At 38.2% G+C, this 25,095-nt stretch carries 19 protein-coding genes; 5 read left to right on the top strand and 14 right to left on the bottom strand.

Going from position 1 to position 25,095, the window contains the following annotated elements:
• Positions 1 to 45: 45 nt before the first annotated feature.
• On the top strand, positions 46 to 1,413 hold the full coding sequence (gene dnaA / locus RIV7116_RS00005) for a chromosomal replication initiator protein DnaA (protein WP_015116195.1): 1,368 nt from the start codon (positions 46 to 48) through the stop codon (positions 1,411 to 1,413).
• Between the two features lie 451 nt (positions 1,414 to 1,864).
• The gene (gene dnaN, locus RIV7116_RS00015) at positions 1,865 to 3,037 is read left to right on the top strand and encodes a DNA polymerase III subunit beta (protein ID WP_015116196.1); all 1,173 of its coding nucleotides are present in this window, start codon (positions 1,865 to 1,867) and stop codon (positions 3,035 to 3,037) included.
• Positions 3,038 to 3,112: 75 nt separating this feature from the next.
• On the opposite strand, the gene RIV7116_RS00020 is transcribed toward dnaN, so the two are convergent.
• From RIV7116_RS00020 to recQ, 8 genes are all read right to left on the bottom strand, one after another.
• Complete coding sequence (locus tag RIV7116_RS00020; protein ID WP_015116197.1) at positions 3,113 to 6,403, bottom strand: GAF domain-containing protein; 3,291 nt, start codon at positions 6,401 to 6,403, stop codon at positions 3,113 to 3,115.
• 210 nt (positions 6,404 to 6,613) lie between these two features.
• Positions 6,614 to 7,801 (bottom strand): TRC40/GET3/ArsA family transport-energizing ATPase, encoded by a 1,188-nt coding sequence (locus RIV7116_RS00025; protein ID WP_015116198.1) that lies wholly within the window; start codon positions 7,799 to 7,801, stop codon positions 6,614 to 6,616.
• A 50-nt stretch (positions 7,802 to 7,851) separates the two neighbouring features.
• The gene (locus tag RIV7116_RS00030) at positions 7,852 to 8,241 is read right to left on the bottom strand and encodes a DUF2358 domain-containing protein (RefSeq protein ID WP_015116199.1); all 390 of its coding nucleotides are present in this window, start codon (positions 8,239 to 8,241) and stop codon (positions 7,852 to 7,854) included.
• A gap of 150 nt (positions 8,242 to 8,391) precedes the next feature.
• On the bottom strand, positions 8,392 to 8,955 hold the full coding sequence (locus RIV7116_RS00035; protein WP_015116200.1) for a hypothetical protein: 564 nt from the start codon (positions 8,953 to 8,955) through the stop codon (positions 8,392 to 8,394).
• Positions 8,956 to 9,134: 179 nt separating this feature from the next.
• Positions 9,135 to 10,166 carry a phosphodiester glycosidase family protein gene (locus RIV7116_RS00040; protein WP_015116201.1) on the bottom strand — a complete coding sequence of 344 codons (1,032 nt, stop codon included), beginning with the start codon at positions 10,164 to 10,166 and terminating at the stop codon, positions 9,135 to 9,137.
• Between the two features lie 273 nt (positions 10,167 to 10,439).
• A complete protein-coding gene (locus RIV7116_RS00045) occupies positions 10,440 to 11,672 on the bottom strand; it encodes a DUF4912 domain-containing protein (protein ID WP_015116202.1) in 1,233 nt (410 codons plus the stop codon).
• Between the two features lie 785 nt (positions 11,673 to 12,457).
• On the bottom strand, positions 12,458 to 12,925 hold the full coding sequence (locus tag RIV7116_RS00050; protein ID WP_015116203.1) for a helix-turn-helix domain-containing protein: 468 nt from the start codon (positions 12,923 to 12,925) through the stop codon (positions 12,458 to 12,460).
• 90 nt (positions 12,926 to 13,015) lie between these two features.
• On the bottom strand, positions 13,016 to 15,175 hold the full coding sequence (recQ, locus tag RIV7116_RS00055) for a DNA helicase RecQ (RefSeq protein WP_015116204.1): 2,160 nt from the start codon (positions 15,173 to 15,175) through the stop codon (positions 13,016 to 13,018).
• Positions 15,176 to 15,657: 482 nt separating this feature from the next.
• Between recQ and RIV7116_RS00060 the strand changes: the two genes are divergently transcribed.
• Positions 15,658 to 16,947 (top strand): type IV pilus twitching motility protein PilT, encoded by a 1,290-nt coding sequence (locus tag RIV7116_RS00060; RefSeq protein WP_015116205.1) that lies wholly within the window; start codon positions 15,658 to 15,660, stop codon positions 16,945 to 16,947.
• Positions 16,948 to 17,222: 275 nt separating this feature from the next.
• A complete protein-coding gene (locus RIV7116_RS00065) occupies positions 17,223 to 18,050 on the top strand; it encodes a circadian clock KaiB family protein (RefSeq protein ID WP_015116206.1) in 828 nt (275 codons plus the stop codon).
• Here the strand turns inward: RIV7116_RS00065 and RIV7116_RS00070 are convergent.
• The 5 genes from RIV7116_RS00070 to rpmG all read right to left on the bottom strand — a co-directional run bounded on the left by RIV7116_RS00070 (position 18,005) and on the right by rpmG (position 22,086).
• Positions 18,005 to 18,352 carry a DUF952 domain-containing protein gene (locus RIV7116_RS00070; protein ID WP_015116207.1) on the bottom strand — a complete coding sequence of 116 codons (348 nt, stop codon included), beginning with the start codon at positions 18,350 to 18,352 and terminating at the stop codon, positions 18,005 to 18,007. The genes RIV7116_RS00065 and RIV7116_RS00070 overlap by 46 nt on opposite strands.
• 31 nt (positions 18,353 to 18,383) lie before the next feature.
• Positions 18,384 to 19,202, bottom strand: coding sequence for an isopropylmalate/homocitrate/citramalate synthase (locus RIV7116_RS00075; RefSeq protein ID WP_015116208.1), 819 nt, complete (start codon positions 19,200 to 19,202; stop codon positions 18,384 to 18,386).
• 181 nt (positions 19,203 to 19,383) lie between these two features.
• Positions 19,384 to 21,429, bottom strand: coding sequence for a ribonuclease catalytic domain-containing protein (locus RIV7116_RS00080; protein ID WP_015116209.1), 2,046 nt, complete (start codon positions 21,427 to 21,429; stop codon positions 19,384 to 19,386).
• 244 nt (positions 21,430 to 21,673) lie between these two features.
• Complete coding sequence (gene rpsR / locus RIV7116_RS00085) at positions 21,674 to 21,889, bottom strand: 30S ribosomal protein S18 (protein ID WP_015116210.1); 216 nt, start codon at positions 21,887 to 21,889, stop codon at positions 21,674 to 21,676.
• Positions 21,890 to 21,891: 2 nt separating this feature from the next.
• Entirely contained in the window at positions 21,892 to 22,086 is a 195-nt protein-coding gene (gene rpmG / locus RIV7116_RS34600; RefSeq protein ID WP_015116211.1) for a 50S ribosomal protein L33, read from the bottom strand.
• A gap of 201 nt (positions 22,087 to 22,287) precedes the next feature.
• On the opposite strand from rpmG, the gene RIV7116_RS00090 reads away from it, so the two are divergent.
• Positions 22,288 to 22,497, top strand: a complete 210-nt coding sequence (locus RIV7116_RS00090) for a hypothetical protein (RefSeq protein ID WP_044290688.1) — start codon at positions 22,288 to 22,290, stop codon at positions 22,495 to 22,497.
• A gap of 529 nt (positions 22,498 to 23,026) precedes the next feature.
• Here the strand turns inward: RIV7116_RS00090 and typA are convergent.
• Positions 23,027 to 24,817, bottom strand: a complete 1,791-nt coding sequence (gene typA, locus RIV7116_RS00095; RefSeq protein WP_015116212.1) for a translational GTPase TypA — start codon at positions 24,815 to 24,817, stop codon at positions 23,027 to 23,029.
• Between the last annotated feature and the right edge of the window lie 278 nt (positions 24,818 to 25,095).

The following is a 25,095-nucleotide window of genomic DNA, read 5'->3' on the forward strand; positions in this document are numbered from 1 at the left end:
TAATATCTTTTTCAAACGACGATTACCTACTGGCGGTGGTTAATAATGTCTGACAAGATAGAAAATTTATGGTCTCAAGTATTGGAGCGCTTGCAGTTAGAACTTTCGCGTCCCACCTTTGAAACTTGGATAAAAACAGCGATCGCCGAAAAATTGGAAAATAACTGTTTGGTAATTCGTACTCCGAATCCCTTTGCTCGCAATTGGTTACAAAAGTATTACATAAAAACTATTGCGTCGGTAGTCCAGGATATTGTTGGTCATCCAGTAGGTATTTATTTTACGGTCACAAGCGGTGATAATGCAGTCAATAAAGAAAGTGAAGCGAAGGTTGAATTGCCTCCAGTAACAAATATTCCGAGTAATATCGGTACAAACGGACAAAAAACATCGATTTTAAATTTAAAGTATGTATTTTCCCGTTTTGTAGTGGGTGCAAACAATCGCTTAGCTCATGCTGCTTCTTTAGCCGTAGCGGAATCTCCTGGGAAGGAATTTAATCCTTTGTTTTTGTATGGTGGTGTAGGATTGGGGAAAACCCACCTAATGCAGGCTATAGGTAATTATCGCTTAGAAATTTTCCCTTCAGCAAAAATATTTTATGTTTCTACCGAACAGTTTACCAATGACGTAATTAGCGCCATTCGGAATGATAGCAGACAAAGCCTTCAAGAACATTACAGAGCAGCAGATGTACTATTAGTAGATGACATTCAGTTTATTGAAGGCAAAGAATCAACTCAGGAGGAATTTTTCCATACCTTCAACACCTTATATCAAGAAGGTAAACAAGTCGTTATTGCCTCAGATCGTCCCCCGAATCAAATACCTCGTCTTCAAGAAAGATTATCTTCACGTTTCTCTATGGGATTAATTGCCGATATTCAGGCACCAGATTTAGAAACTAGAATGGCTATTCTGCAAAAAAAAGCTGAATACGAAAATCTCAATTTGCCTAAAGATGTTATAGAGTACATTGCTTCTAACTACACTTCTAATATTCGAGAATTAGAAGGAGCATTAATTAGAGCTATGGCATATATTTCTATCTGGGGTTTACCGATGACAGTAGAAAATATTGGTTCGGTTTTACAACCGCAAGCTGAAAAGGTAGAAGCAACTCCAGTAGCAATTTTAAGCATAGTAGCCGATACATTTAATGTGTCTATTGAAGACCTCAAAAGTAATTCGCGACGACGGGAAATTAGCTGGGCGCGACAAATAGGGATGTTTCTGATGAGACAACATACGGATTTAAGTTTGCCTAGAATCGGTGAAGAATTTGGTGGTAAAGACCATACTACTGTTATATACAGTTGTGAAAAAATTGCCCAATTGAAGCAAACAGACCATAGCTTGGGGCAAACTCTCCGTCAATTAGGCGATCGCATTGGTATGAAAAATTCTAAATAGAAGTTAGCAATATACAGGTGAAAGCGAGAAAAAACCTTTGTGGAAAACTTCCAATTAAATTGTGGAAAAAGTTATCAAATACGATTGACCTGTGGAAAAACTACCACTTTTTCCACAGGTTTTTCCACAAGTATGATTTCGTAAGACCTTTTTTGCGACAGGCTGCAATAATTTTTCCACAGTTTCCAGAGGATAAAGCTGTTTGAAGAGGAATAATATTTATTCGACTATAAATGTACGATTTCGGGCTTAAGAGTTTGAGCTTAAACAAAAGATGTAATTGGTTTTTGGTGAGTTAGGCTCGGAGGCAAAAACTTATATCTTATATTAATCGTAGTTAATTAACAAAAAACAAAAGATGAAAAAATTATTCCTTCTTCCTCAAGTCATCTTTGTTGCATGTCCTATGTTCACCTATATTTATTGATATAAAGCAGCATCTCAAAAAATCATGAAACTAGTTTGCAATCAAAGCGATTTAAACACCCATCTTTCACTAACTTCTCGTGCTGTTCCTTCTCGCCCAACTCATCCTATACTTGCCAACGTGCTTCTACAGGCAGATGCTGCAAATGGTCAAGTTAGCTTAACAGCTTTTGATTTAAGCTTGGGAATTCGCACTACATTCAAAGCTGAGGTTTTAGAAGCAGGAACCATCACGCTTCCAGCAAAGCTACTTAACGATATCGTTTCTCGTTTGCCAGAAGGAGAAATTACCCTTGATGATGAATCTACACATAAAGAAAATCAACCTTTAGGAGAAGGCTTGACTGTTACCTTAAAGCCAAAAAGCGGACGCTATGAAGTACGAGCAATGGGTGCCGAAGAATTTCCGGAACTACCCGTAACTGAGAATGAAAAAGCAATTCACCTTCCTGCTAGTGCATTAATCGAGGGCTTGGGGGGTTCTTTATTTGCTACGAGTGCAGATGAAACCAAACAGGTGCTTACGGGAGTTCATTTAACGGTTAAGCAAGACGCTTTAGAATTTGCAGCGACTGACGGACATCGTTTAGCTGTAGTAGAAACTACAAACGAGAATTTAAATGATGATGAAGAGCAACCCGATTCGGTACAGGTAACCCTACCAAGCAAGGCTCTGCGAGAATTAGAAAGGATGTTAGCTCATAGTTCAGCAGAAGACGAGCCTGTAGCAATGTATTTCGATCAAGGGCAAGTAGTTTTTGAGTGGCAAAATCAGCGTTTAACCAGCAGAACTTTGGAAGGGCAATATCCAGCTTACCGTCAACTTATACCGTCGGGCTTTGAACGAGAGTTAACTTTAGATCGAAAACAACTTATCAGCGCATTAGAAAGAATTGCCGTACTTGCCGATCAAAAAAACAATATTGCCAAACTTAGCATCGATAGTGAATCTCAAGAAATTACCTTGTCAGTAGAAACTCAAGAAATCGGTAGTGGAATGGAATCCATGCCAGCACAAATATTAGGAGATGATATTGATATAGCTTTTAATATTAAATATTTGATGGAAGGATTAAAGGCATTACCTTCAGCAGAAATTCAAATGCAGCTAAACAACAATTTAGCTCCCGTTATATTTTCTCCCGTTGGAGGAATTAAAATGACTTATTTAGCAATGCCCGTGCAATTAAGAAGTTAAATTGGGTGGGAGGGGAAAAAGGGACAAGGATAATTTTACCCTTTACCCTCTACCCTTTACCTTTAACCTTTAACCTTATTTACTTTGCCTTAATGGAATTTCAATAGAGAATTCGGTACCTTTTCCAGCTAAAGATTTACAGTTAAAAATTCCATCATGTTTATCAACTATTATCTGATAGCTAATTGACAATCCCAAACCTGTACCTTTACCTATAGGTTTTGTGGTGAAAAACGGGTCAAACATTCTTTTCATTACTTCTTCAGTTATTCCTAGCCCGTTATCGGCAATACGAATTACAATTCTATTTTTGTCTTCGCTAATATGAGTACAAATCCTAATTCTAGGGGTTAACGATTGATTATTATCAGCTTCTACTTCCCAAAAACTGTGACTTACTCCTTCTTCTAATGTATCAATTGCATTACTAAAGACATTCATTAATACTTGATTTAACTGTCCGGCATAACATTCCACTTCAGGCAATTCACCGTATTCTTTAATTACTTTAATACCGGGACTATCTAGTTTTGCTTTTAAACGGTATTGCAAAATTAATAATGTACTCTCAATGCCTTGATGAATATCGGCACTTTTTAAATCTGCTTCGTCGAGTCGAGAAAAATTACGTAATGATAAAACAATTTCGCGAATGCGTTTAGCTCCTATTTTCATCGAAGATAGCATTCTCGGTAAATCATCAACTAAAAATTCTAAATCAATTTCTTCTGCTCGCTCGTCAACTTCGCAATTATTTCCGTTACAACTTTGCTGATAAAGTTCTAAAATACTCAGTAAGTCTTCTGCATATTGATGAATATGATTTATGTTGCCGTAGATAAAGTTAACTGGGTTATTAATTTCGTGTGCGATACCCGCAACTAGTTGTCCTAATGAGGACATTTTTTCGCTTTGAATTAATTGGGTTTGCGCTTTTCTTAAATTAACCAGTGTCGTTTTTATTTCTTCGGTTTGTAATCTACTTTGAGCGAGTAAATCTGCTTGCTCTAATGCTATAGAAAGCTGAATTCCTACTTGAGTGACAAATTGAACTTCTGAAGTTTTCCAGTTACGAGGTTTGTCGCACTGATGAATGCATAATAAACCCCAAAGCTCCTCACCTTTCATCACAGGGGCGATTATATTTGCTTTAACTTGAAATTTTTCTAAAATTGCAACATGACAATCCTTTAAACCAGCATTGCGAACATCAGTAACTACACTAACTCTTCCATGACGATATTTAGTTACATAATTTTCTCCAAAACAGCTATCTTTGATTTTTACCGCTAAAGCTGAAGAAATACCGGCAGAAATTTCTTCAGCAATTAATTCACCGTAGTTATATTCTGAATCCGAATCAAAGCGATATACGCCAACTCTATCAGTATTTAAAATGCGGCGCAGTTCTTTAGTTGTGATTTGAAAAATAGTATCTAATTCTAATGATTTCCGCATCTTTGCAACCAGATTAAACAACAATTGCTGTTGCTCTGTTGCTTTTTTCAAACTAATTGCTTGCTGTTTTGTTTGAGTTAATAATTCTGATTGCTGAATTGCTATACCGAATTGAATTGCGGTTTGGCATAAAAATTTTATCTCCGATACTTTCCAGTGACGTGGTGCAGAATTTTGATACGCTGCAAGTAAACCCCAAAGTTTTTCTCCTCTAAAAATTGGTGCGACAGCATATGCTTTTGCTTGAAATTGTTCTAAAAGTTCTATATGACAATCGGCATAACCAGCTTCATAAATATCATTTACTACAGTACTTTTATTAAAGCGATAGCTTCCTCCTTGAGTTTCTTCTAAATAAGTATCTTTCCAAATTTTTGTAGCATCCGAATTTACTAGTTTTACCCAGCCTTCATTGACAAATTCAGCGACAAACTCACCACTCCAATCATGATTAAAACGATATACTGCGACTCTATCGGCTTGCAACGATTGACATACTTGTTGAGTTGTAGTTTTAAAAATAACTTCTAAGTCTAAAGATTCTCGAATTTTAGTAACTACTGCAAATAATATTTTTCGCTGCTTGGCTGATTGTTGTAATGCTTCTGTACGCTGTTTTACTTGTGTTTCTAAATTAGTATTGAAAGCTTGTAATTGTTGATGTAAGTCGTGTTGATGAATAGCAGTAGCAAATTGTTTAGCTAATTTTTCTGCTAATTCTATCTCTCCCTTAGCCCATTGATGAGCTTGTGCGGTTTTTGATTCTCGCCAAGCTTCAAATGATTTTCGCGGATAGTTTTGCCTTTCATCTGAATCAAATTGTCCAGCCCAAAGGGTTTCTGTATCTATTTCTTCTCGAAAAATACTCAAGTAACCAAGTAACTGCTGATGATATTCGAGGGGAATCATCAAGATGCTGCGAATTTTATTTATTTGAAAAGCAGGTTGTAAATTTCGTAAGCCGGAGATTTGATGAATATCGGAAATCGCCCAAACATCATAATTACCACACTTATAATATTCTCCCCATACGCTAGACTGCTCCATCAAGGAATATTGTGCTGAGTCTGGTATTGTTGGTTGTTGCCCGTTAGTATAAATTTGGATTAGATCGCTATCAGATTCTAAGCACTCATTTAAACTTTTAGAAGTTTGATTTCTAATACAAAGCCTACCACCACAACCTTTAAAAGCAGCAACCGTTTTTTCTAAAGCTGCTTGTAATGGCATATCTTTAGATGAATGTAGTAAAGTCGCAATACAACTAACAATTGCTTCTCGTTTAGCTTGTTCGCTAGCTTGAGTAAGCAGTGTATTGTGAGTAATGGCTACTGATAGTTGATTTACAACCATTTGCATTGCTGTTAACTGTTGTTCGGAAACCGAATATGTTTCCGAATGATGAGCAACTAACAATCCCCAAAGTTGTTCTTGATGAAAAATCGGTATAGCTACAGAAGACTTAACCCCCATTGCGGTTAGATATTTTAGATGACATTTATCTACACTACGGCAAGAAATATCTTCTGAAATAATTTCTCCGGTTTCTTTCTCACACACCGGAATTTTACCAATTTGTCCAGTTTCTACATCAACGATAGAACGCACTCGCGACTTAATAAACAATTCCCGAGCATGAGCGGGAATATCATCAGCAGGAAAATTTAGCCCTAATAAAGATGGCAATATATCGTTATTAATTGACTCAGCTACAACTTTACCGCTAGCATCAGGATGAAACTTATAAATCATTACCCGGTCAGTTGCAAGAAAAAGTCTTACTTCTGCTACTATTCTTGTAAAAGTTTGTTTTAATTCTGAAGAACAACGAATACAATTTGTAATACGGTATATTAAATTATCTGGCTCGATATTTTTCGGGAAGCTTTTCTCCTGGGGTAAAGTCATTTTTTAAAAGGAAATAGGGAATTTATTCTGAAATCTAAAAACATTGTGAAATATCATTACTTAGAATGTCTTCAGTGAGAATACTGCCTTACTTCTTCAAAAAACTTAATTTACTAGTAGAATATTCATTTATTTTAAGTAAAATTATCATCTATTTAGATATATATTAAAATATAAAAGGTGGGTATTATCCCACCTGAAAAATTATAATTACGCTTTCACAACTTCCGAAAAACGAATTTTCAAATAATCATCTTCCATTTTTGCTCCCGATGGTTGGAGTGCTGCTAGGGCTTGTGGCAATACTAAATTGCGTCGATGGTTGCCAATAGTAATATTTAATTCGTCTCCACTTTTACTTAGATTCACCTGGTTTTTAGGAATGCCCGGTAAATATAATTCTAAACTATATTGATTTTGGTCTTGAACAACTCTAATTGTATTTTCTTTGTAATAAACTTGGGTTGGATCTTCATCTTTATAAAGTGTTTCTTTGAGTCTTTCTAAAGCTTCTAAACCACACATTTCTTCAGAGTAAAGCGGAACTTCTTTCACTGGTAAAGGGTGAAAATTTTCATGAAGCTCTTGACGATATTGCTCTTGATTATCTTTCCATCTTTTGAAAAATGGGTCTTGAACTTCTTGGGGAATAATCCGATTTGCTACTACTAAATCCGTTGCAACATTGTACAAACTTAAGTAAGCATGAGCGCGGAGAGATTCTTTAATTACCATCTTCTCTGGATTGGCAATCAAACGAACCGAGGTTTGGGTATTGTCAGTTAATACTTTTTCTAAGGCTTCAATTTGCTCGTAAAATTCGTAAGGTGCATCCATAACCTCTCTATCTGGTAAAGAAAAACCAGCGATGGGTCTAAAAATAGGCTCCACTAAAGGACGCAACGCTACCGAAATATTTTGGAAAGGCTTATAAAAACGCCGCATATACCAGCCACCAACTTCTGGTAAACTCAGTAAGCGCAAAGCCGTACCAGTAGGAGCAGAATCAATAATTAAAACGTCGAATTCTCCATCATCATAGTGACGCTTCATTCTTACTAAACCGAAAATTTCATCCATCCCTGGTAGAATTGCTAATTCCTCAGCTTGAATTCCCTCCAAACCCCTAGCTTGTAAAACTTGAGTAATATAGCGCTTTACAGAACCCCAATTTCCTTCAAGTTCTAACAAAGCATCTAATTCTGCACCCCACAAATTTGGTCTAACCTGCTGTGCTTCATGTCCGAGTTCCATATCAAAACTATCGGCTAAAGAATGAGCGGGGTCTGTACTCAGAACCAACGTTTTGTAGCCTAATTCAGCACAACGCAGTCCAGTAGCAGCAGCAACCGAAGTTTTCCCCACACCACCTTTACCTGTCATTAAAATTACGCGCATGAATAATCTCTGTTTCCTGAGAAGCTTTTACATTTATTTACATATATTCATTATGTACTTTTTAAGGGGGAGAAATGCTGTTTAAGTACATCGAATCGCGAACATTTCCAATAATCCACGTGAGAAACTATCAAATTATCAGAATTTACTCCTAGTTCGCTCCATCCCGGAATAGAAATTCGTGGTTTCCAGGGTAGAGGTGTATTCCAATTCAGCGTCCACTCGGTTTTAATAGTGTCCCCTTCCCTGCGAATATCATGTAAATCCATTTGAGTTTGGACAAACCAAGTTTGAATAAACTTAATCATCAGCTTATAGCGTTCAACCCCATTAAATTCATTCATGGGATCTTTAAAATAAACATCTTCAGCGTAAATGCTATAGGTTTGATTTTCGGGGAAACGTTGATAATCTTCCTTTAAAATTTCGACAATATCCATAAATCAGTGTTAATTGTTGGTTGTTAGTTGTTAGTGGCTCCGGTATATTGCAAGATATGTCAATTACCCATCTTTTTTACTCACTCGCTACTTGTTAGTGTTGAGTGTTAACTGTTAACTGTTCACTGTTCACTGTTCACTGTTCACTGCTCACTGCTCGTTCCACATTCTTTCTAATTGTCTTCGCCAAGCAGTCAAAACTTTTTCTCGCGATTCGGGATTTTGTTCCATTTCACCCATTAAACCTTCAGCATAAAATCGCTCAAGATTTTGCATAGTGGCTTCTAGAGACTTTCCTTGCTGTTTAGAAGCTTGAACAATTTCCTTAATCTTAGTTTCAGTTAAACGGCTGAAAGCATCATTCACGCCGACTTCGTAAAGGGAAATTAATCTAGCGATCGCATCTCGTAAGTCTTCAACAACCAAACTCGCGCAGCTGTGTTGAAATACTCCCCACAATACATCTTGATGCATGGCATAGCGTACTTGCTGAGTATCATCAAAATTAGCGTCAAAAAACTGTTGTAAAAATGGTTGTGCTTGCTGTGCTGGCATAATCGGTAACAATACTCGTAACCAAGTTTGGTCTTCGCTAAGTAATACCAATAGTCGAAAAGTAGGGGTTTCAATTTGCCAAGAACCAGGTGCAAGGACTTTTATCGCAGATGTACCAAATAATTCCGTTAGCGTATCGGCAATTTCGTTAGGTGTCATATTAAATATTTGAGCTATTACTCCAGCCTACCGCTTGCTGGCATCATGCTTTATCTTCCCAAAGACTTATGCGGTGGGTATAGGAAATATTCACAAGTGAGGAATTATAAATTTTTTATTTTAGATTTTAGATAATTTTTATCCCCTGTAATTCCCAATACCCAATTACCTATTTCCAATTATTTCTTGTAAATCAAAAAGACCGAACCAATTGCGCCAAAATTTTCGACATAAGTTTTACCATTGTAAAATAATCCAGGAGACTCTCCTCCATCAAACAATATCCCTTCTTTAATTTTTCCCAAACAGTTATTTCGAGCAATACCTTCTAAGACATCATCAAACTTATCTGGTAAAAGCTCTTGATTAACTTCAGAAATTGCAATATCGGAATTTGCTCTATTATCATTAACCAATAAAATTACATAACCTTTACTTGTAGTCGCAGCCATCGAACGATTAATAGCTCGTTTACAAGCAAATTCCCCTAAAGCATTACAAATATCTATAAACTTTCCGTTACGGTAAAATCTACCGTTACCTCCAACTATATTGTAATTAAGAATATCTCTATTTCTTCGACCTTTGGCAATAGTCGCTTGACGCACAGAAGGTTTTCCCCCTGATATACCAAAAGAAGAACGTCTATTTTTAAAATCTCCCGAATATTCAATTCCTCTGGAAATATTTAAACCCTGTGGTTTATCCTCAGTATCTATATAATCGGCATTAATTGCAGCTATCGGCTGCTTGCCATTCAACAAAGCATTATCATCGCCGATTATTTCGCTAAATAATTTGGGAACGTAATCTTTACGTAATTTACCACTCTCTGTTTTCGCGTAAATCTTGTGAGCTAAAGCTACATTTACCTTAAAATCTAATTTTGGAGATTTTGGGTTAAAAATAATGACGTGATTAATTCCCTTATCAAATTTTTCACCTAAATTATTCGTTTTGAAAAATTCAATGCTGAAATTATTATCTCTTCCGGGACAATTAACTGAAGCTTGTGTCGCTACTTTATCGCTGGTATTTTTTTGGGAGATATTATCTTCTAAAATATTACCATCTGAATTATTATCTTCTTCAGTGACTATTGATGGCTTTTGAGTTAATTCTGGTAGATTCGCATTATTCTGCCTGTAAGAACGGAAGAAGAATACACCTGCAACTATTAACAATAATCCGATAAAATTTTTGTTGAACATATTTATAGAATTAACTAATAAAGTTTTCCTCAGCCTCTTTCTCTTTCCTTAGTCAGAAAAGCGATGTCCGGAGCAGATGGGTGAGCTTTTGGTACATCTTGCTCGAATAGCAAGCTGCTGTAAACTTTATCTAGGATAACTATGTATAGTGATTAGTTGCTGCATTTTATCTCACATAAAAAAAATCTCCCCCAAATAATTTTGTGAGGAGATAATTGATATGAATTCGAGTTAATTCATCAATTCAAAATTCTACTATTGAGAATCTCAAATTTAGGAAAACCATTCTAAAACAGCTTCGTCCTTGGTATTAGTATTGCGTGATGGAGTTTCACGGTTGAATTTCATCTGAATTGAACGGGTTTGTTCGCCGTCAACAGCTACTGCTTTAATTGGATAATCAATCAAACCATCCTGGAAGGACATTTGGAAGCGGAATGTACCATCGGGATTAAGTTTGATTTCGCGATCGCCGATTGTAACGGTAGCATCAGGTTCGGTAGCACCGTAAACAATCAATTCGGCATCAGCAATTAACCAGAATTTGCGAGGACGTTCGGGAGGTTGAGACGCACCCATGCCAACACCAGACATGTTTACACCGGATGCAGTCGGAAGCGCCCACATACCAACGCCAGATGGGAAAATGTAAGAACTGATTGCTTGCTCTGGAGCCATTGAACCAGGTACGTGATGCTGAGAACCGAAGATAGAACCCGCTACCCGCATTGCTTCAGCGGATTCAGCCATACCAAAAATTTGTTCGTAAATGGCATTACCGTTGCCGTTTGCTGCGGTTTCTGGGGTTTTCTTCGCAGGTGGTACTAATTCGTACTTGGTTACACCGCGTAAATCTTCTTCAAAGTCAACGGTAATAAAGACATCTTCAATCCAATCAGAAGGATACACGGGAGGCACATGTACTCTAGCACTGCGAGCTAATACCAACCAGCGCCCATCAGCACAGCGATAACCGATGTCGATTACATAATCGCGATCGCTAACTGGAATTGGTAAATACCATTCTCGTGCCATTTCATCAGAAGGATATTCTTGAAGACTGTGGGCACTTTGATTATCTAAGTTGATGTCGGTAACATCATAAATTCTTAACGCAAGCTGCTGTCCGCCCTGTCTGCGTAACTCTTCTTTATGCTCGTTGGAAACATCCCAATAAGCATAAGCCCATTGTGGATCGCGAGGCATTAATACAATACGACTTTCACCATAACCACTAGGTAAATCGGCAAGTCCCTCATCAACAGAAGCAAGGGTACCACCAGTCTTATCTTCTTGTCCTAACTCGAATTTTGCTGCTTCCACTGTTTCCTGTGCCTCCAATGAACGTTCTGTCTGTCTGGATAATTTCTTACTCTGTGCTTCCTGAACTGCTGCGAGTAATTGAGATTTACGCATCCGGCTATAACGAGATATGCCGTATTCGCTAGCAACTTTACGTAGTTGCCGCAATGTCATTTCTTCTAACGGTGGGCGTTCTTTTGCCATGAATAAAGACCTCCTAAAGTAAAATTGAAGAAATTTCTTTTGATTAAGCAGAGGTCGGTCTAATTACATCTACCCCAAATCTTTTTGTATGGAATTGTTAGGTTTATGCCAAATTTTCAATTTATATTTAGCTTTATTCCTAATGGGAATATCGCCGGATAAATATAGGGTTCAAGATTAAACAATCTTTTCTGTGATAAAACTAAGATTTTTCATCTTGACCTTTTATAACTTCTTCTCTCACAACTTTCACGTCTATATAAAAGTTTTACTAATACTACTCATAAGTATTAATGGCGAGAGATGAATTACTTGTTAATCATATTAACTACAACTCCTTGGTTGGGATCAAGGGGGTAAAGAGGACTTTTTTGTCTCAACTACGAATTATCAAGCTATTTGGGGATCTGAATGTCATGGTATCTTGATATTCGGGTCTCAATCAAGTCCGTCAAGAGTTTTCAGATACCAGTTATGTCACGAATACGTGACAATTGAGTATTAATGCTCAGAGAAATTACACTCGCGGCTTGTGAAGCAGATTCGGAACCTTAAGCGATAGAACAACAGCCTACTTCTACGAAGGTAAAGTCTTCTGAAAGTAGTTATATGCGAGGAAAAATAGTTACTTCTACAATTGATTAGGCTCCAGAAGAAACACTGGTAGTAGATCGCGAACCAGTTAAAGGAATGAAATCGATGGATATTCAATAAGTCGTGTTGCCTATGATTCAGAGATTAGATAACAGCGAACAAAGAACAAATAAGAACTAAGTCTGCTTGCTTTATCTCTCGAAGTTTCGGGTCTTGTTTCTCTTTGTGGCTTTTTCTTGTTCGTTTCCAAATGACCCCCTTTTTTTTAGCACTCGACTTAATCTATCAGGACTCAGCTTCACTTGGCGATCGCTTTCTAATTTTTCGGCTAGTTGATGACTGTTATATGTACGTGGCTCATTTCTTAGGCATTCTTCCAAAAACACAATATCGTCTTCAGTCCACTTCGGTTTTAAACCACGACCTTTTGACTCCCAAAGCCCTTCTAAGCCAGATTCTCGCCATTTGTGCAAAACTTCTCTAACTGTTTGTGCAGTCCAATGCAAATGATTTGCTATTTTTTCTACATACCACCCATGTGCATTTAATCTAATCGCTTCTGCTCGGTCTTTTACTTTCTGTGGTACGTCCGCAGTTTTCAACTTTACTAAACTTCGCTCTTGTTCAGAAGTGAGGAATACCCTTAAACGAGCGCCCATATGTAAGTTACCTAAATAGATGCATTATCCGTATTTACTCATCTTTACATAGTTTGGTTTATTTACGCCAACTTACTTAACAGCGAATAACTATTTTTTAACTTTATTAGTTTTTTTTCTCCACTTTCCCCTAACTAAGCGGATTTCATCAAAGCTGTAATCATCACCTAAATACTCTTTGATAGGTGTTAAAGATATGTCTCCTAAAATATCTAAAACTTGAATGATTTTTTTCTGCTTATCGGTAGTAACTAATAAATTTAAATCTACTGGTTTATCTTTTTCAATTAAATCTGAAAGATGACGAGTAATTGTAGTAGAGCGAAGGTTGCGCTGTTGAGCAATTTCTTTGATACTCAGTCCTTCTTTGTGCAATTCAAAAGTTTGTAATTCCGTATATGAAATATCTCCTTTTTGATCGGCATATTTTTGTTTCTGAGGACTTTGTTCTTGTAAATAAGCTTTGATTACTGCAATAAACTTATCGCCATATTGAGTCAGCTTGTGACTACCAACCCCCGCAAGCTGGCTAAATTCCTGCTTTGTTTTCGGTTTCATCTGCGTCATTAGTCGTAAAGTAGAATCACCGAAAATAACGTAAGGTGGAACAGACTGAGCGTCGGCAAGCTGTTTGCGAAGTTCGCGTAATTTTTGAAATAAAATATCTGCTTGTTCTGCTTTCTCGCTTCTTCCTTTCCAGGCTACTTTTTCTTTGGCGGGAACAACAACAGAAACGGAGCGCTGCTTCTTCATTACTTCCAAACTGAAAGCATTAAGTTTTAATACCGCATAACCATCAGTAGTTTGTTCTAGTAAACCTTGATGCAGTAAAGAACGTCCTAACATTCGCCATTCGTCAAGCGTTCTATCCTTACCAATTCCATAAGTAGAAAGCTTATCGTGTCCTTTACTAAGAACTTTCTGAGTTTTGCTTCCCCGTAGAACATCTATGATGTGTTTCATGCCAAATCTTTGCTTGCAGCGCGCCACGCAAGACAAAAATTTCATGGCTTCAATAGTCCAATCTTCTACTGGTTTGGGATTATTGCAGTTATCGCAATTACCGCAGTTACCTGTAAATCTTTCCCCGAAGTAGCTCAACTGAATTGCACGGCGGCAGTCTGTACCTTCAGCATAATCAATCATTTGACGCAGTTGATGTTTAGCGATCATCTGCTCTTGTTCGTTGCTTTTTTGATCGATCAACCATTCAATGGTTTTGACATCGCTGTAACTTAAAAAAAGCATACAGCGCGAAGATTCGCCATCTCTACCCGCTCTTCCCGATTCTTGATAATAACTTTCTAAATTTCGTGAAATATCGTAATGAACTACAAAACGCACATCGGGTTTATTAATGCCCATGCCGAAAGCAATAGTTGCAACAATAATTCTGGCATCATCTCGAATAAACTTGGTCTGATTTTCACTGCGTTCTACATCGCTCAAACCGGCATGATAGGGTAAAGCAGAAATTTTATCGTGCTGTAGCTTAAAAGCTAATTCTTCAACTTTTTTCCGCGTCAAACAGTAAATAATTCCCGAACCTTCATTATCCTGAATAAGTCCTAAAAGTTCTACATAAGAATTCTTCTTTTTCGGACGAACTTCATAATAAAGATTTTGACGATTAAAACTAGCGATATGAACGTTGGGTTGCTTTAATCCTAATTGTTTGATGATATCTAAGCGGACTCTTTCTGTAGCGGTAGCGGTAAGCGCCCAAATTGGTACATTTGGGTAACGCTGTCGCAGCGATATCATTTGCCGATATTCCGGACGAAAATCATGCCCCCATTCGGAAACGCAATGTGCTTCATCAATCGCGAAAGCAGAAATACCAATTTGATGATGTACTAAATCCAGTAAAGGAAGAAATCTTTCGCTGAGTAAACGTTCTGGTGCAACATAAAGCAATTTGACTTTGCCTGCGAGAATCGCTTGCTCGCGCATTCTCACTTTATGAGGGCTGACACTACTATTAAGAAAAGTTGCCGGAATTCCGTTTTTTCGCAATCCATCTACTTGATCTTGCATCAACGCAATTAACGGGGATACTACTACCGTCAATCCTTCTTTCATTAATGCAGGAAGTTGAAAACACAGCGATTTACCCCCACCCGTCGGCATTATTACCAGTAAATCGCGATTTTCTAATGCCTCAACAATAATTTCTCGCTGCGGAGAACGAAAGCTGTCATAACCGAAGTGGTGTTTGAGAGCGTTTTCTAGGTTGGGATGCACAGACATATTATCTAGTTAGTTATCAGCTACCGATAAGCCTTTAGGGGTTAGAAAAAATGCGTAAAAAATTTTATTTCTTAAGCTTTACCATTTTAATCAACACTCTTACATTTTTTGTTAAAGAATTATTCTTAGAAAGGTATTAGATATTCGCAATTGTTTTAATAGTTATGTTTTATATATAAAATATACGTTTTTATACTGAACTATTTATAGGTGTAAAGCGTGTTAAATATTGTAATATCAGGGAAAAATGTTTATATCGCTGATTGCTATGAATTGGTTTAATACAAAAATAATACAAGTAAGCGGCTAAAAAAAAATAGATCGTTCCAGAGATTATTAAACCTGCTGTTTTGTAATTAATCGGCAGAATATTTTTTATTGCCCTGGCATCCCTTGATTTTTTCCGACTTTACTAATACCAACGTTTTTAACTAATTCAAAACCCTAACCTATTAAAACTGATTTTAGATCGCCAAAGATATATGACACAAACTCCACAGCGTCCGCCAACTAATACTGCTGCAAATCGTGGTGCCCCAAGTGCCCCTCCCATGCCACCACCACCTCCGGCATCTTCTACACTCAGTACTCAGCGCCAGTCAACTCAAACTATAGAAATGCCAAACGGTAGCCGTGGTTTAACAAATCCTGCCGCTCATCGTCCGGGAGCGCCACCACCTATGGACCGAAATAGACCTAGCTCCAAAAGTTTGCAACCAACTTTCAAGCAATTAATTCTGGAAGCTCACGAAAAAGGGTTTTCCGATATTCACCTGGGAGTAGGTGAAATACCCCGCTTCCGCAACCGAGGGGAAATAAACACAACTGATTATCCAGAAACCGACAAAGAAACTTTCATGAGTTGGTTGCATGAAACGCTTACAGACGAAGAAATTAAGCGTTTTCAAGAAACTTTAGACTTTGACGGAGCCACCCAGTTCGATTTTGCTCGCGTCCGAATCAATATCTTTGATTCTCTCAAAGGTTACGCGATGGTATTGCGATTAATTCCAGTCAAAATCCTATCAATGGAGCAGTTGAAATTACCTCCAATTTTTAGAGATATTTGCCACTACCACAAAGGTTTAATTCTAGTTACAGGTCCCACTGGTTCTGGTAAATCAACAACCATGGCAGCGATGATTGACTATATCAATCGTGAGATGTCAAAACATATTATCACCATCGAAGACCCAGTTGAATTCGTTCATCAAAGTCGAAAATCTTTGGTGAAACAGCGGGAAGTGGGTATGCATACCCGAAAATTTGACAATGCTTTGAAAGCAGCTTTGCGGGAAGATCCAGATTTGATTCTGGTAGGAGAAATGCGGGATAAAGAAACAGTTAACACCGCCATGAAAGCTGCTCAAACAGGTCACTTAGTAATGGGAACCCTCCATACCAACAGCGCGGTTAAAACCATCGAACGTATTCTCAATCTTTTCCCTGGTGAAGAACAAGATCCGATGCGGGTTGCAATATCTGAATCCTTAGTCGCAGTTATTTCTCAAGGTCTGTGTCGCACGACAGATGGTAAGCGAGCTGCATTTCACGATATTCTTATAAATACCGAAGCAATTAAAGACTGGATTAAAGACTCGAAATACGATGAGATGACTGAATTAATGAAGCAAGCCAGTTTTGATGGCATGATTACTATGAATCAGTCTCTATTTAATCTTTACCAAGAAGGTCGGATCACGGAAGAAACTGCATTAGAAATGTCACCAACTCCTAACGAGATGGCGCAGATGCTTCGAGGTAGAGTATAAGTATAAGTAATTGGGTTTTGGGTATTGGCAATAAGCACGCGAGTCTTTAGCCTTTATCCTCTTCCCTAAATAGTTAGAATGATTATTTAAATAAAACTTTAGTACGGGATCGTTTTGTTTGCACCCAGGGTAATTTTAGGAAAAATATTTGTTTAATTAGAGTCTTTATCTTTGGGTTAAATGTAAGATACATCTTTAAAAGTGGCGAAACCGCTAATAGAGTATCTCTAAAGTTTAAAACCCTATAATCCTTAGCTCGGTATTCGATCAATCGTATGAGTTGTAGTGAGCATAAGGCATTGAATTCAAATAAATCATCTTTACCAAAATTATTCAAAGGTATTGCATTATTTACACCAGGAGGAGATTTAGTTTACTGTATCGATTCTAGTAAAAGAGGTCGATGGCATTCACATTTATGCGGTGCTTTACAGGAAATTTTGGATTTACCCGAACCTCCTCATTTTTTAGTTCCACTGTATACAGCTACTATTGATTACTGGCTAGATCCACGCACTCAGCAAGTGAGAACTTTTGCAGAGGCTTATCCAGCAGTTATACGTTACCAAGCTCTATTAAATGCTGTTTTTAATGCTGGCAATTTAAATTGGCAAAAAACTCCTTGGCATGATGGTTTGTGCGACAGCATTGTATTAGCAACTTATCGTTCAAGTTTTGAACAGTTATGGGAAAATCATGATTTGATTGTGCGTTTAGAGATATCAGGAAAATTAGGTACCGATTCTCCCATATTTACTCCACAAAAAATTACCCCTCCAAGCCAACCCTATATTCTTCGTTTATTTGTTGCAGGGCATACTCCGAATACTGAAAACATACTGCAAAGCCTCCACGAACTTTTAGAAAAATATTTGGGAAGTCCTTATACTCTAAGAATTATTGATGTATTAACTCATCCCGAACAAGCAGAAATTCATCAAGTTAGTGCAACTCCTACTTTAGTTAAAGTCTCTCCTAAACCGACGAAACGAATTGTTGGAGATATGAATAATATGGATAGAATTTTACATATGTTGGGCATCTTAAATAAATCAAATTATTCAGATAGATCCAATGAAGGTAGTTCAAATAATCCATTTTGATTAGCTTCAAAATTAATCGCTTTAAATATTGCATTGAGATTTAAAGCACCATAAATATGGGGAAATCTTTCCTTACCTAGAACTAAATCGTAACGAATTTCTGATTCTACTTCATCAGGATTAATAAAAAGAAGCAGTAAATCAGTTTGATTTTTGAAAAAAGAATTTGCGACTTTTACTACTTGTGCTGATGTTGAACAATGAATAAATCCTTCCGTCTCTAGGGATTGGGCACGGTAAACTCCTATAGCTTTCGCTTGTTCCCAATCTTGACGCGGAGTTATATGGTAAATTGTTTTCATCGATTAGTTGTTAGTTGTTAGTTGTTAGTTGTTAGCTGCAAGTTATTTCAGCAACTAAATCTGAAGCTTTCCCAATCAAAGAAGTATCAACGTCGATTTGGTAATTTTCTAAATTTACAATTTCTTGCACAATTGTGCCTAAATCTGCATTACCTTTTCTTGCACCCAAGCCATTGATAGCACATTCAATTTGTCTAACCCCGCAATTTAAAGAGACAACAGAGTTTTCTACCGCTTGATCTAAATCATTATGACAGTGAACGGAAATAGTTGAACTATTAATATTTGGAACTCGATTAAAAATCATTTCTAAAAGTCGGGAAAATTCTTGAGGTGATGACAAACCTAAACTATCAGGAATATTAACAATCGTAGCACCACTATCAATTGCTGTTTCTATGGCTTTACACAAAAAATCTGGTTCGCTTCTCGGTGCATCAAATGCACTCCATTCAACTTCTGAGCAATTATTTCGTGCTAAGGATACGCTGTCTTTAATACTTTCTAATTCCTGTTCTAATCGAATTTTATGTTTATTTTTTAGATTGACATTATTATAAGTATGAATTCGACCTCTTTTAGCTAGCTTAATTGCTTGAGCAGCGCTGATAATTTCTTCTTTTTTTGCACCGGCTAATACACAAATAGTAGAATCATTGATTATTTTCGAGATTTGCAAAACTTGCTCTAAATCTCTATATGAACTTGCTGGATAACCAACTTCAATTACATCAACTCCGATTTCTTCTAATAAATTTGAAATCAAAATTTTCTGCTGTAAATTAAATTTTATTCCGGGCATTAACTCCCCATCGCGCATTGTCGTATCCAAGATAATAACTTTATTCATAAGAAAATTATTAATGAACAATAGACAATTATCAATTATTTAAGCATTAATAGATTGATTATGGTGCTTGACGGCAATATTTACAATTATCGTTATTAATCATGATTTGCCGTAGCCGTCACACAGCCTACAGAATTATTATCCAATGCCCAATGCCCAATGCCCAATTCCCCATAACTAATTAAGCTTCTTGATAAATTATCTCTTGGAATTGAATAATATCTTTTTGAGGATCGGAGTGAGTAACTTTTACTGAAATCTCTTCACCCAAATTTACAGCCCGCTTGAAAAACATTGGTAACTGTAAACCTAAATCTTCTAATAAAATTAGCGCTAAATTGCTATCTTCTCTTAACCACATTAAAACAGTGGTATCCCATGCTTTATTTAAATGACGGCGAAGATATTCTAATGCCCAATATCTATTAGTTTGCCGCTCTACCATTACTACTTCTTGAGTAATACTGGTGACATTCATCATGACTTCCTTAAGTCCTTCCGCTGAGAAGGGTAAAACATCACCTCGCAGATGAGCTTTAATTTGGAAATGAGTCAGCAAGTCGCTATAGCGGCGAATTGGGGAAGTAGCTTGCGTATAAGTTTCTAGCCCTAAACCTGCGTGGCGCAAAGGGTTAATGCTCATTTCGCTCTTTGGCATACACCGCCGCATGGCACAGGCACGGACAAAACCTGCTGGTAGTAGTAGCAATTCTTCCTCTGGTGGTAATTCTGGCTGCGGCTGCCCACGAAAAGGCAAGGGTATACTATGAGTTTTTCCGTAACGAGCCGCGACTTCACCCGTAAGAATCATCATTTCTGCTACTAATTGCCGGGAATGAGAATCATCTAGCAAATCGATATTAACTTCGTCATCTTTTACTTTAATCATTGCCTCAGGCATATTTATGCTGATGGCTCCTTGCTCGTAACGCCATGACTTGCGCTTCTTTGCCCATTTCCCAAGGGCTGCAATTTCGGGTTCTTCTCGGACTCCCGATTCCAAAATATCGTTTACATCTTCGTAGGTAAGACGATAAGTCGGTTTAATCAAACTGGCATGAATGCTATATTCTTCTACACCACCAGTTTCATCTAAAACAATCCCGAAACTTAAGGCACAACAGATTTCTCCCTGTATCAAACTCATCGGGCCGGTTGCCAATATTTCCGGGAACATAGGAATCATTCCTGTTGGCAAATATACCGTACTACCGCGCTTTCTGGCATCCAAATCTAACTCATCTTCGGGTACAAGCCATCGTGTGGGATCGGCAATATGAACCCATACCCTTTCTCTATTGTCGGGAAGCGTTTCCCAACTCAAACCATCATCAATTTCTGTAGTTGTTTCATCATCAACCGTATAGACTTTCAAATGAGTTAAATCCAAACGGTTTTGATCTGGATCTGGAGGAGGAGCGTTCAAGCGTTCATGCGCCACATCTAGTACCTTAGTAGGAAATTGAACGGGGATTGAAGAACGACGTAAAAATAAGTTTTGATTTGGACTCCACCAACCCAAATCAACAAGCAACTCGAACGCTCCTTGAGGAGTGGCAGTGCGTCCAAGCATTGTCATCGTTTCTAAAACTTGCGCGGGTGGGGGATAAGCTTGAGCCAATGATTCGTATTTAACTCCACCCCGCGTTACATCTGCCAGTAAGGCGGCATATTTTTCTAAGGCTTCTAATCTGTGACGGTCGTGCTTCTGCCATTCTACAGTTTCGCCATCAAGCGCTTGCTGTACCCTTGTTAAAAATTCCTGCTGCCCCTGGGCTTTCAGAGCTTCTACTTCCAATTGGTGCTTGCGCTCTGCAACGGCATTTGCACTTCGCGGTTCGTAACCGTCACCCTTTTGCTTAAAATAAACTTTATCATCCGATAACAAGCAGTGAGCCGCATAAACTTGAGGTGGCTCTACCTGGGAAAACAGTAAATTAGCCATCTCTTCTGGAGTCGCCGATGTGCTGTCTTCTATCAATAATTCCCAAGCTACTTCTAAGCTAGAGGGGTCTAAATACGACTCTACCTGCTTCAGAAAATCTGGTATTTCCGATGGCTTGTAAGTTTGTCCGACAACTTTGTAGGTAAATTGTCTTGGCGCAAGACTTGTGGATTGTCCTCGTTCGTCTAATACAATCCAACGGTTCTTTCCATCTGGGCGCTCTACTACACCCAAACGACGTTCGCCTTGATTTCTAAATTCTACCAGCGTCCCCTTTTCCACAAGCCTTGTAATTCATTCAAATTTTCAGTTTTCAGATTTTGGATTATCCAATATAAAAATTCCAAAATCAAATCATCTTCAATACAAAATAATCCAAAAATATGGAGTAATTGTCATTGTTAGCGATCGCCGCTGACACCTAGCTAGGTTACATGCGGCGCATCACAAAAGTAACTCGGGAGGCAGCCCACAGCTTTTATGCTTTAAGAGCCTCCCCAATATCTGGTATGCCAGGATACTAAAATTAAGCTTCGGCATTCACAAAAGGTAATAATGCCAAAATCCGAGCGCGTTTGATTGATGCAGTTAGAGCGCGTTGTTGCTGAGAAGTTAAACCTGTAATACGACGTGGCAATATTTTACCGCGTTCGGTAATAAATTTACGTAATAAATCAACGTCTTTATAATCTATGGGTTCTCCAGGTTTAATAGGAGAAAGACGACGACGATAATAAGCCATTTTTACTTAATTTCCTTGTGAACTGTATGCGTGTTGCAATGAGTGCAGAACTTTTTAAGTTCCAAACGATTAGTTGTATTGCGACGATTCTTAGTACTCGTATAACGAGAAACTCCAGGCGAACGCTTATTAGCGTTGCTGCGACACTCCGTGCATTCCAGTGTCACTATTATACGAACACCTTTACTTTTAGCCATGATTAGACAAACAATTTAAGCTAGCAAATAATAACACAAATAGCCATTCTCTCATATTCATTCGCCTAATTTCAACTATCTGCTTAATCCCGATGGAGCAGAAAGAAATAGTTGTAAGGCAATGAAAATATAATAATTCCAAAGTCGCGGTGATGCAGCTATTAACTGCGGTGGTTTCACCCATATAAGCAGGAGGCTTTCTTGCCGAGTAAGACTGCACTTAGCGCAGCTTCTCCCGTAGAAAAAGACCCGAAGGGTGATGCAAAATCTGCACCACTATCAATCGCGATAACGGAATCACGCTTAAGTATAACAGCCACTCAGCAAAAAATGCCGCTTCAACCAATAGATTTACCACCAGCATTGCTTTTACTCGCGTTGATATTAGTCCTAATTACACCAACGGTTTGACCTAAAACATTAACATTCCCATTATTACCAGCAGCATAAAGTTTACCCGAGGCGATCGCCGTACCTGCTGTTTGTGTTTTTACAACTTGCGAACCTGTTCAAGTTACCGTGCTACTAGAGTCAACTTCAACACCAATTGCGTTGGCACTACAACCTCGTCTCAATAATTATGATAAGGAAGAAACCTTAGTTTCAATTCATACTACTTATATTTATCTTTAATAACTATAACGCAGATTAATTAAACCCCCTATAGAACCTATTTGACATCTTTTATTGCAATGAATAGTTAAATTCCAATATTAAAAAAATATTATTTCTTACTTGAATTGCGCTCAATTCTAAGTTGAATTAAACACTTTCAGTATCTAGTTGCTTTTTCAGTTTGACAGCCTTAGTTAGAAGCAGTTTAAGGTTAATATTTGAAGAAATAAGCACAAAAAAACGGGTCTTTTAACCCGCTCCTAAATAAAATAAATGTAACTGTGAAAGGTTAAAATTTTAAGCTTTAACCTTTGACCTAACTAAATTACCGTCTTGCAAATTTCTTAGACATCTTCCGCAAGCGAATTGATTCTGGTGTAACTTCCACCAATTCATCTGGCCCAATATATTCCAAAGCTCTTTCCAGACTCATTTCTACTGGTGCTTGTAATTGAACTAATTCATCACCACTAGCAGCACGATGGTTTGTTAACTGCTTGGTTTTACAAAGGTTCAATTCCAAATCTTGGGGACGATTGTTTTCTCCAACAATCATACCTTTATAAACTTTGGTACCGGGAGTAATGAAGAAAGAACCTCTATCTTCAGCGTTTTTCATCGCGTAGAAAGTAGCAACACCTTCCTCAAAAGATATTAGTACGCCGTTACGACGGGCAGAAATATCACCAATAATCGGACGATAATCCAAGAAACTGTGGTTCATGATTCCGTCACCGCGAGTGATACGCATAAATTCACCACGGAAACCAATCAAACCACGAGCAGGAATCACAAACTCTAATTGAGAACGTCCATTACCACCCATTTGCATATCTTGCATTTCACCTTTGCGCTGTCCGAGTCTTTCGATACAGCCACCAACGGCTTCTTCGGAAACGTCTAAAGCCAGAAGTTCGTAAGGTTCGCAAGGTTGTCCGTTGACTTCGCGGTAAATTACCTGTGGCTGAGATACCTGAAACTCATAACCTTCGCGACGCATGGTTTCAATCAAGATACCCAAGTGAAGTTCACCACGCCCGGAAACTCCGAATTTATCGGGAGAATCGGTTTCTTCAACTCGTAAAGCTACGTTTGTTTGCAACTCGCGCATCAAACGGTCTCTTATCTGACGAGAAGTAACGAAATCTCCTTCTTTTCCGCAGAATGGAGAATCATTCACGGAGAAAGTCATTTGCAAAGTAGGTTCATCCACTTTAATAAGTGGCAATGCCCGAGGTTCGTTGGGACAAGTTATGGTTTCTCCAATATTTGCATCGGTAAAACCTGCAACTGCAACTAGATTACCGGCAGATGATTGCTCTAATTCCACCCGACTTAAACCTTCAAAGCCCATTAATTTGCTAATTTTGGCTTTGACAATTTTACCGTCTTCCTTAACCAAAGCAGCTTGTTGTCCGGCGTTGATAGTACCGTTGTGAATTCTACCAATTACAATTCTTCCCAAGTACTCGGAGTAATCCAGAGTTGTCACCTGCAATTGTAAAGGCTTTTCGGGGTCGCCTACTGGGGGTGGAACGTGACGTAAGATTGCCTCAAACAAAGGCTGCATATCCTTATCTTCGTCTTCCAGTTCGTTTTTAGCAAAGCCTGCTAAACCAGAAGCGAACAAATAAGGGAAATCGCATTGGTCATCATCTGCCCCTAATTCTAGGAACAAATCCAATACCTTATCAACTGCGGTGTGGGGATCTGCTCGCGGACGGTCAATTTTGTTGACAACAACAATCGGGCGTAATCCTTTTTCCAAAGCTTTCTTCAGAACAAAGCGCGTTTGCGGCATGGGACCTTCATTCGCATCCACAATGAGGACGCAACCGTCCACCATCCCCAATACCCGTTCAACTTCTCCACCGAAGTCAGCGTGTCCGGGAGTATCAACAATATTAATTAAAGTGTCTTTGTAACGAACGGCTGTATTTTTGGAAAGAATCGTAATCCCTCTTTCTCTCTCCAAATCGTTGGAATCCATGACGCAATCCGGAACGTCTTCCCCTTCACGGAAAATGCCAGATTGTTTGAGCAGGGAATCAACGAGGGTTGTTTTGCCGTGGTCTACGTGAGCGATAATAGCGACGTTACGGATTGGGAGCGTCATAAGTGCGTCCGGTTAACTGTGGGTTTATATATCTTAACTATGGTGTAAAGGCTGTATTAACAGAATTTGGATAAAAATGTCGATTCTGTAAACATCCCTTAACAATTCTATCTTACTCTTTGCGTTTGAAAGAATATTTGGTAATCGGTAATTGCGAATTGCAAATTGGGAATAGGGCATTGGGGATTGGGCATTGGGGATTGGGCATGGTACAAAGTTAGGAGTTAAGACGGGAATAGTAAGTAGAGAGTAGCGAGTTATAAATTATTTTCTCCTTG

Source organism: Rivularia sp. PCC 7116, from assembly GCF_000316665.1.
GTDB lineage: Bacteria > Cyanobacteriota > Cyanobacteriia > Cyanobacteriales > Nostocaceae > Rivularia.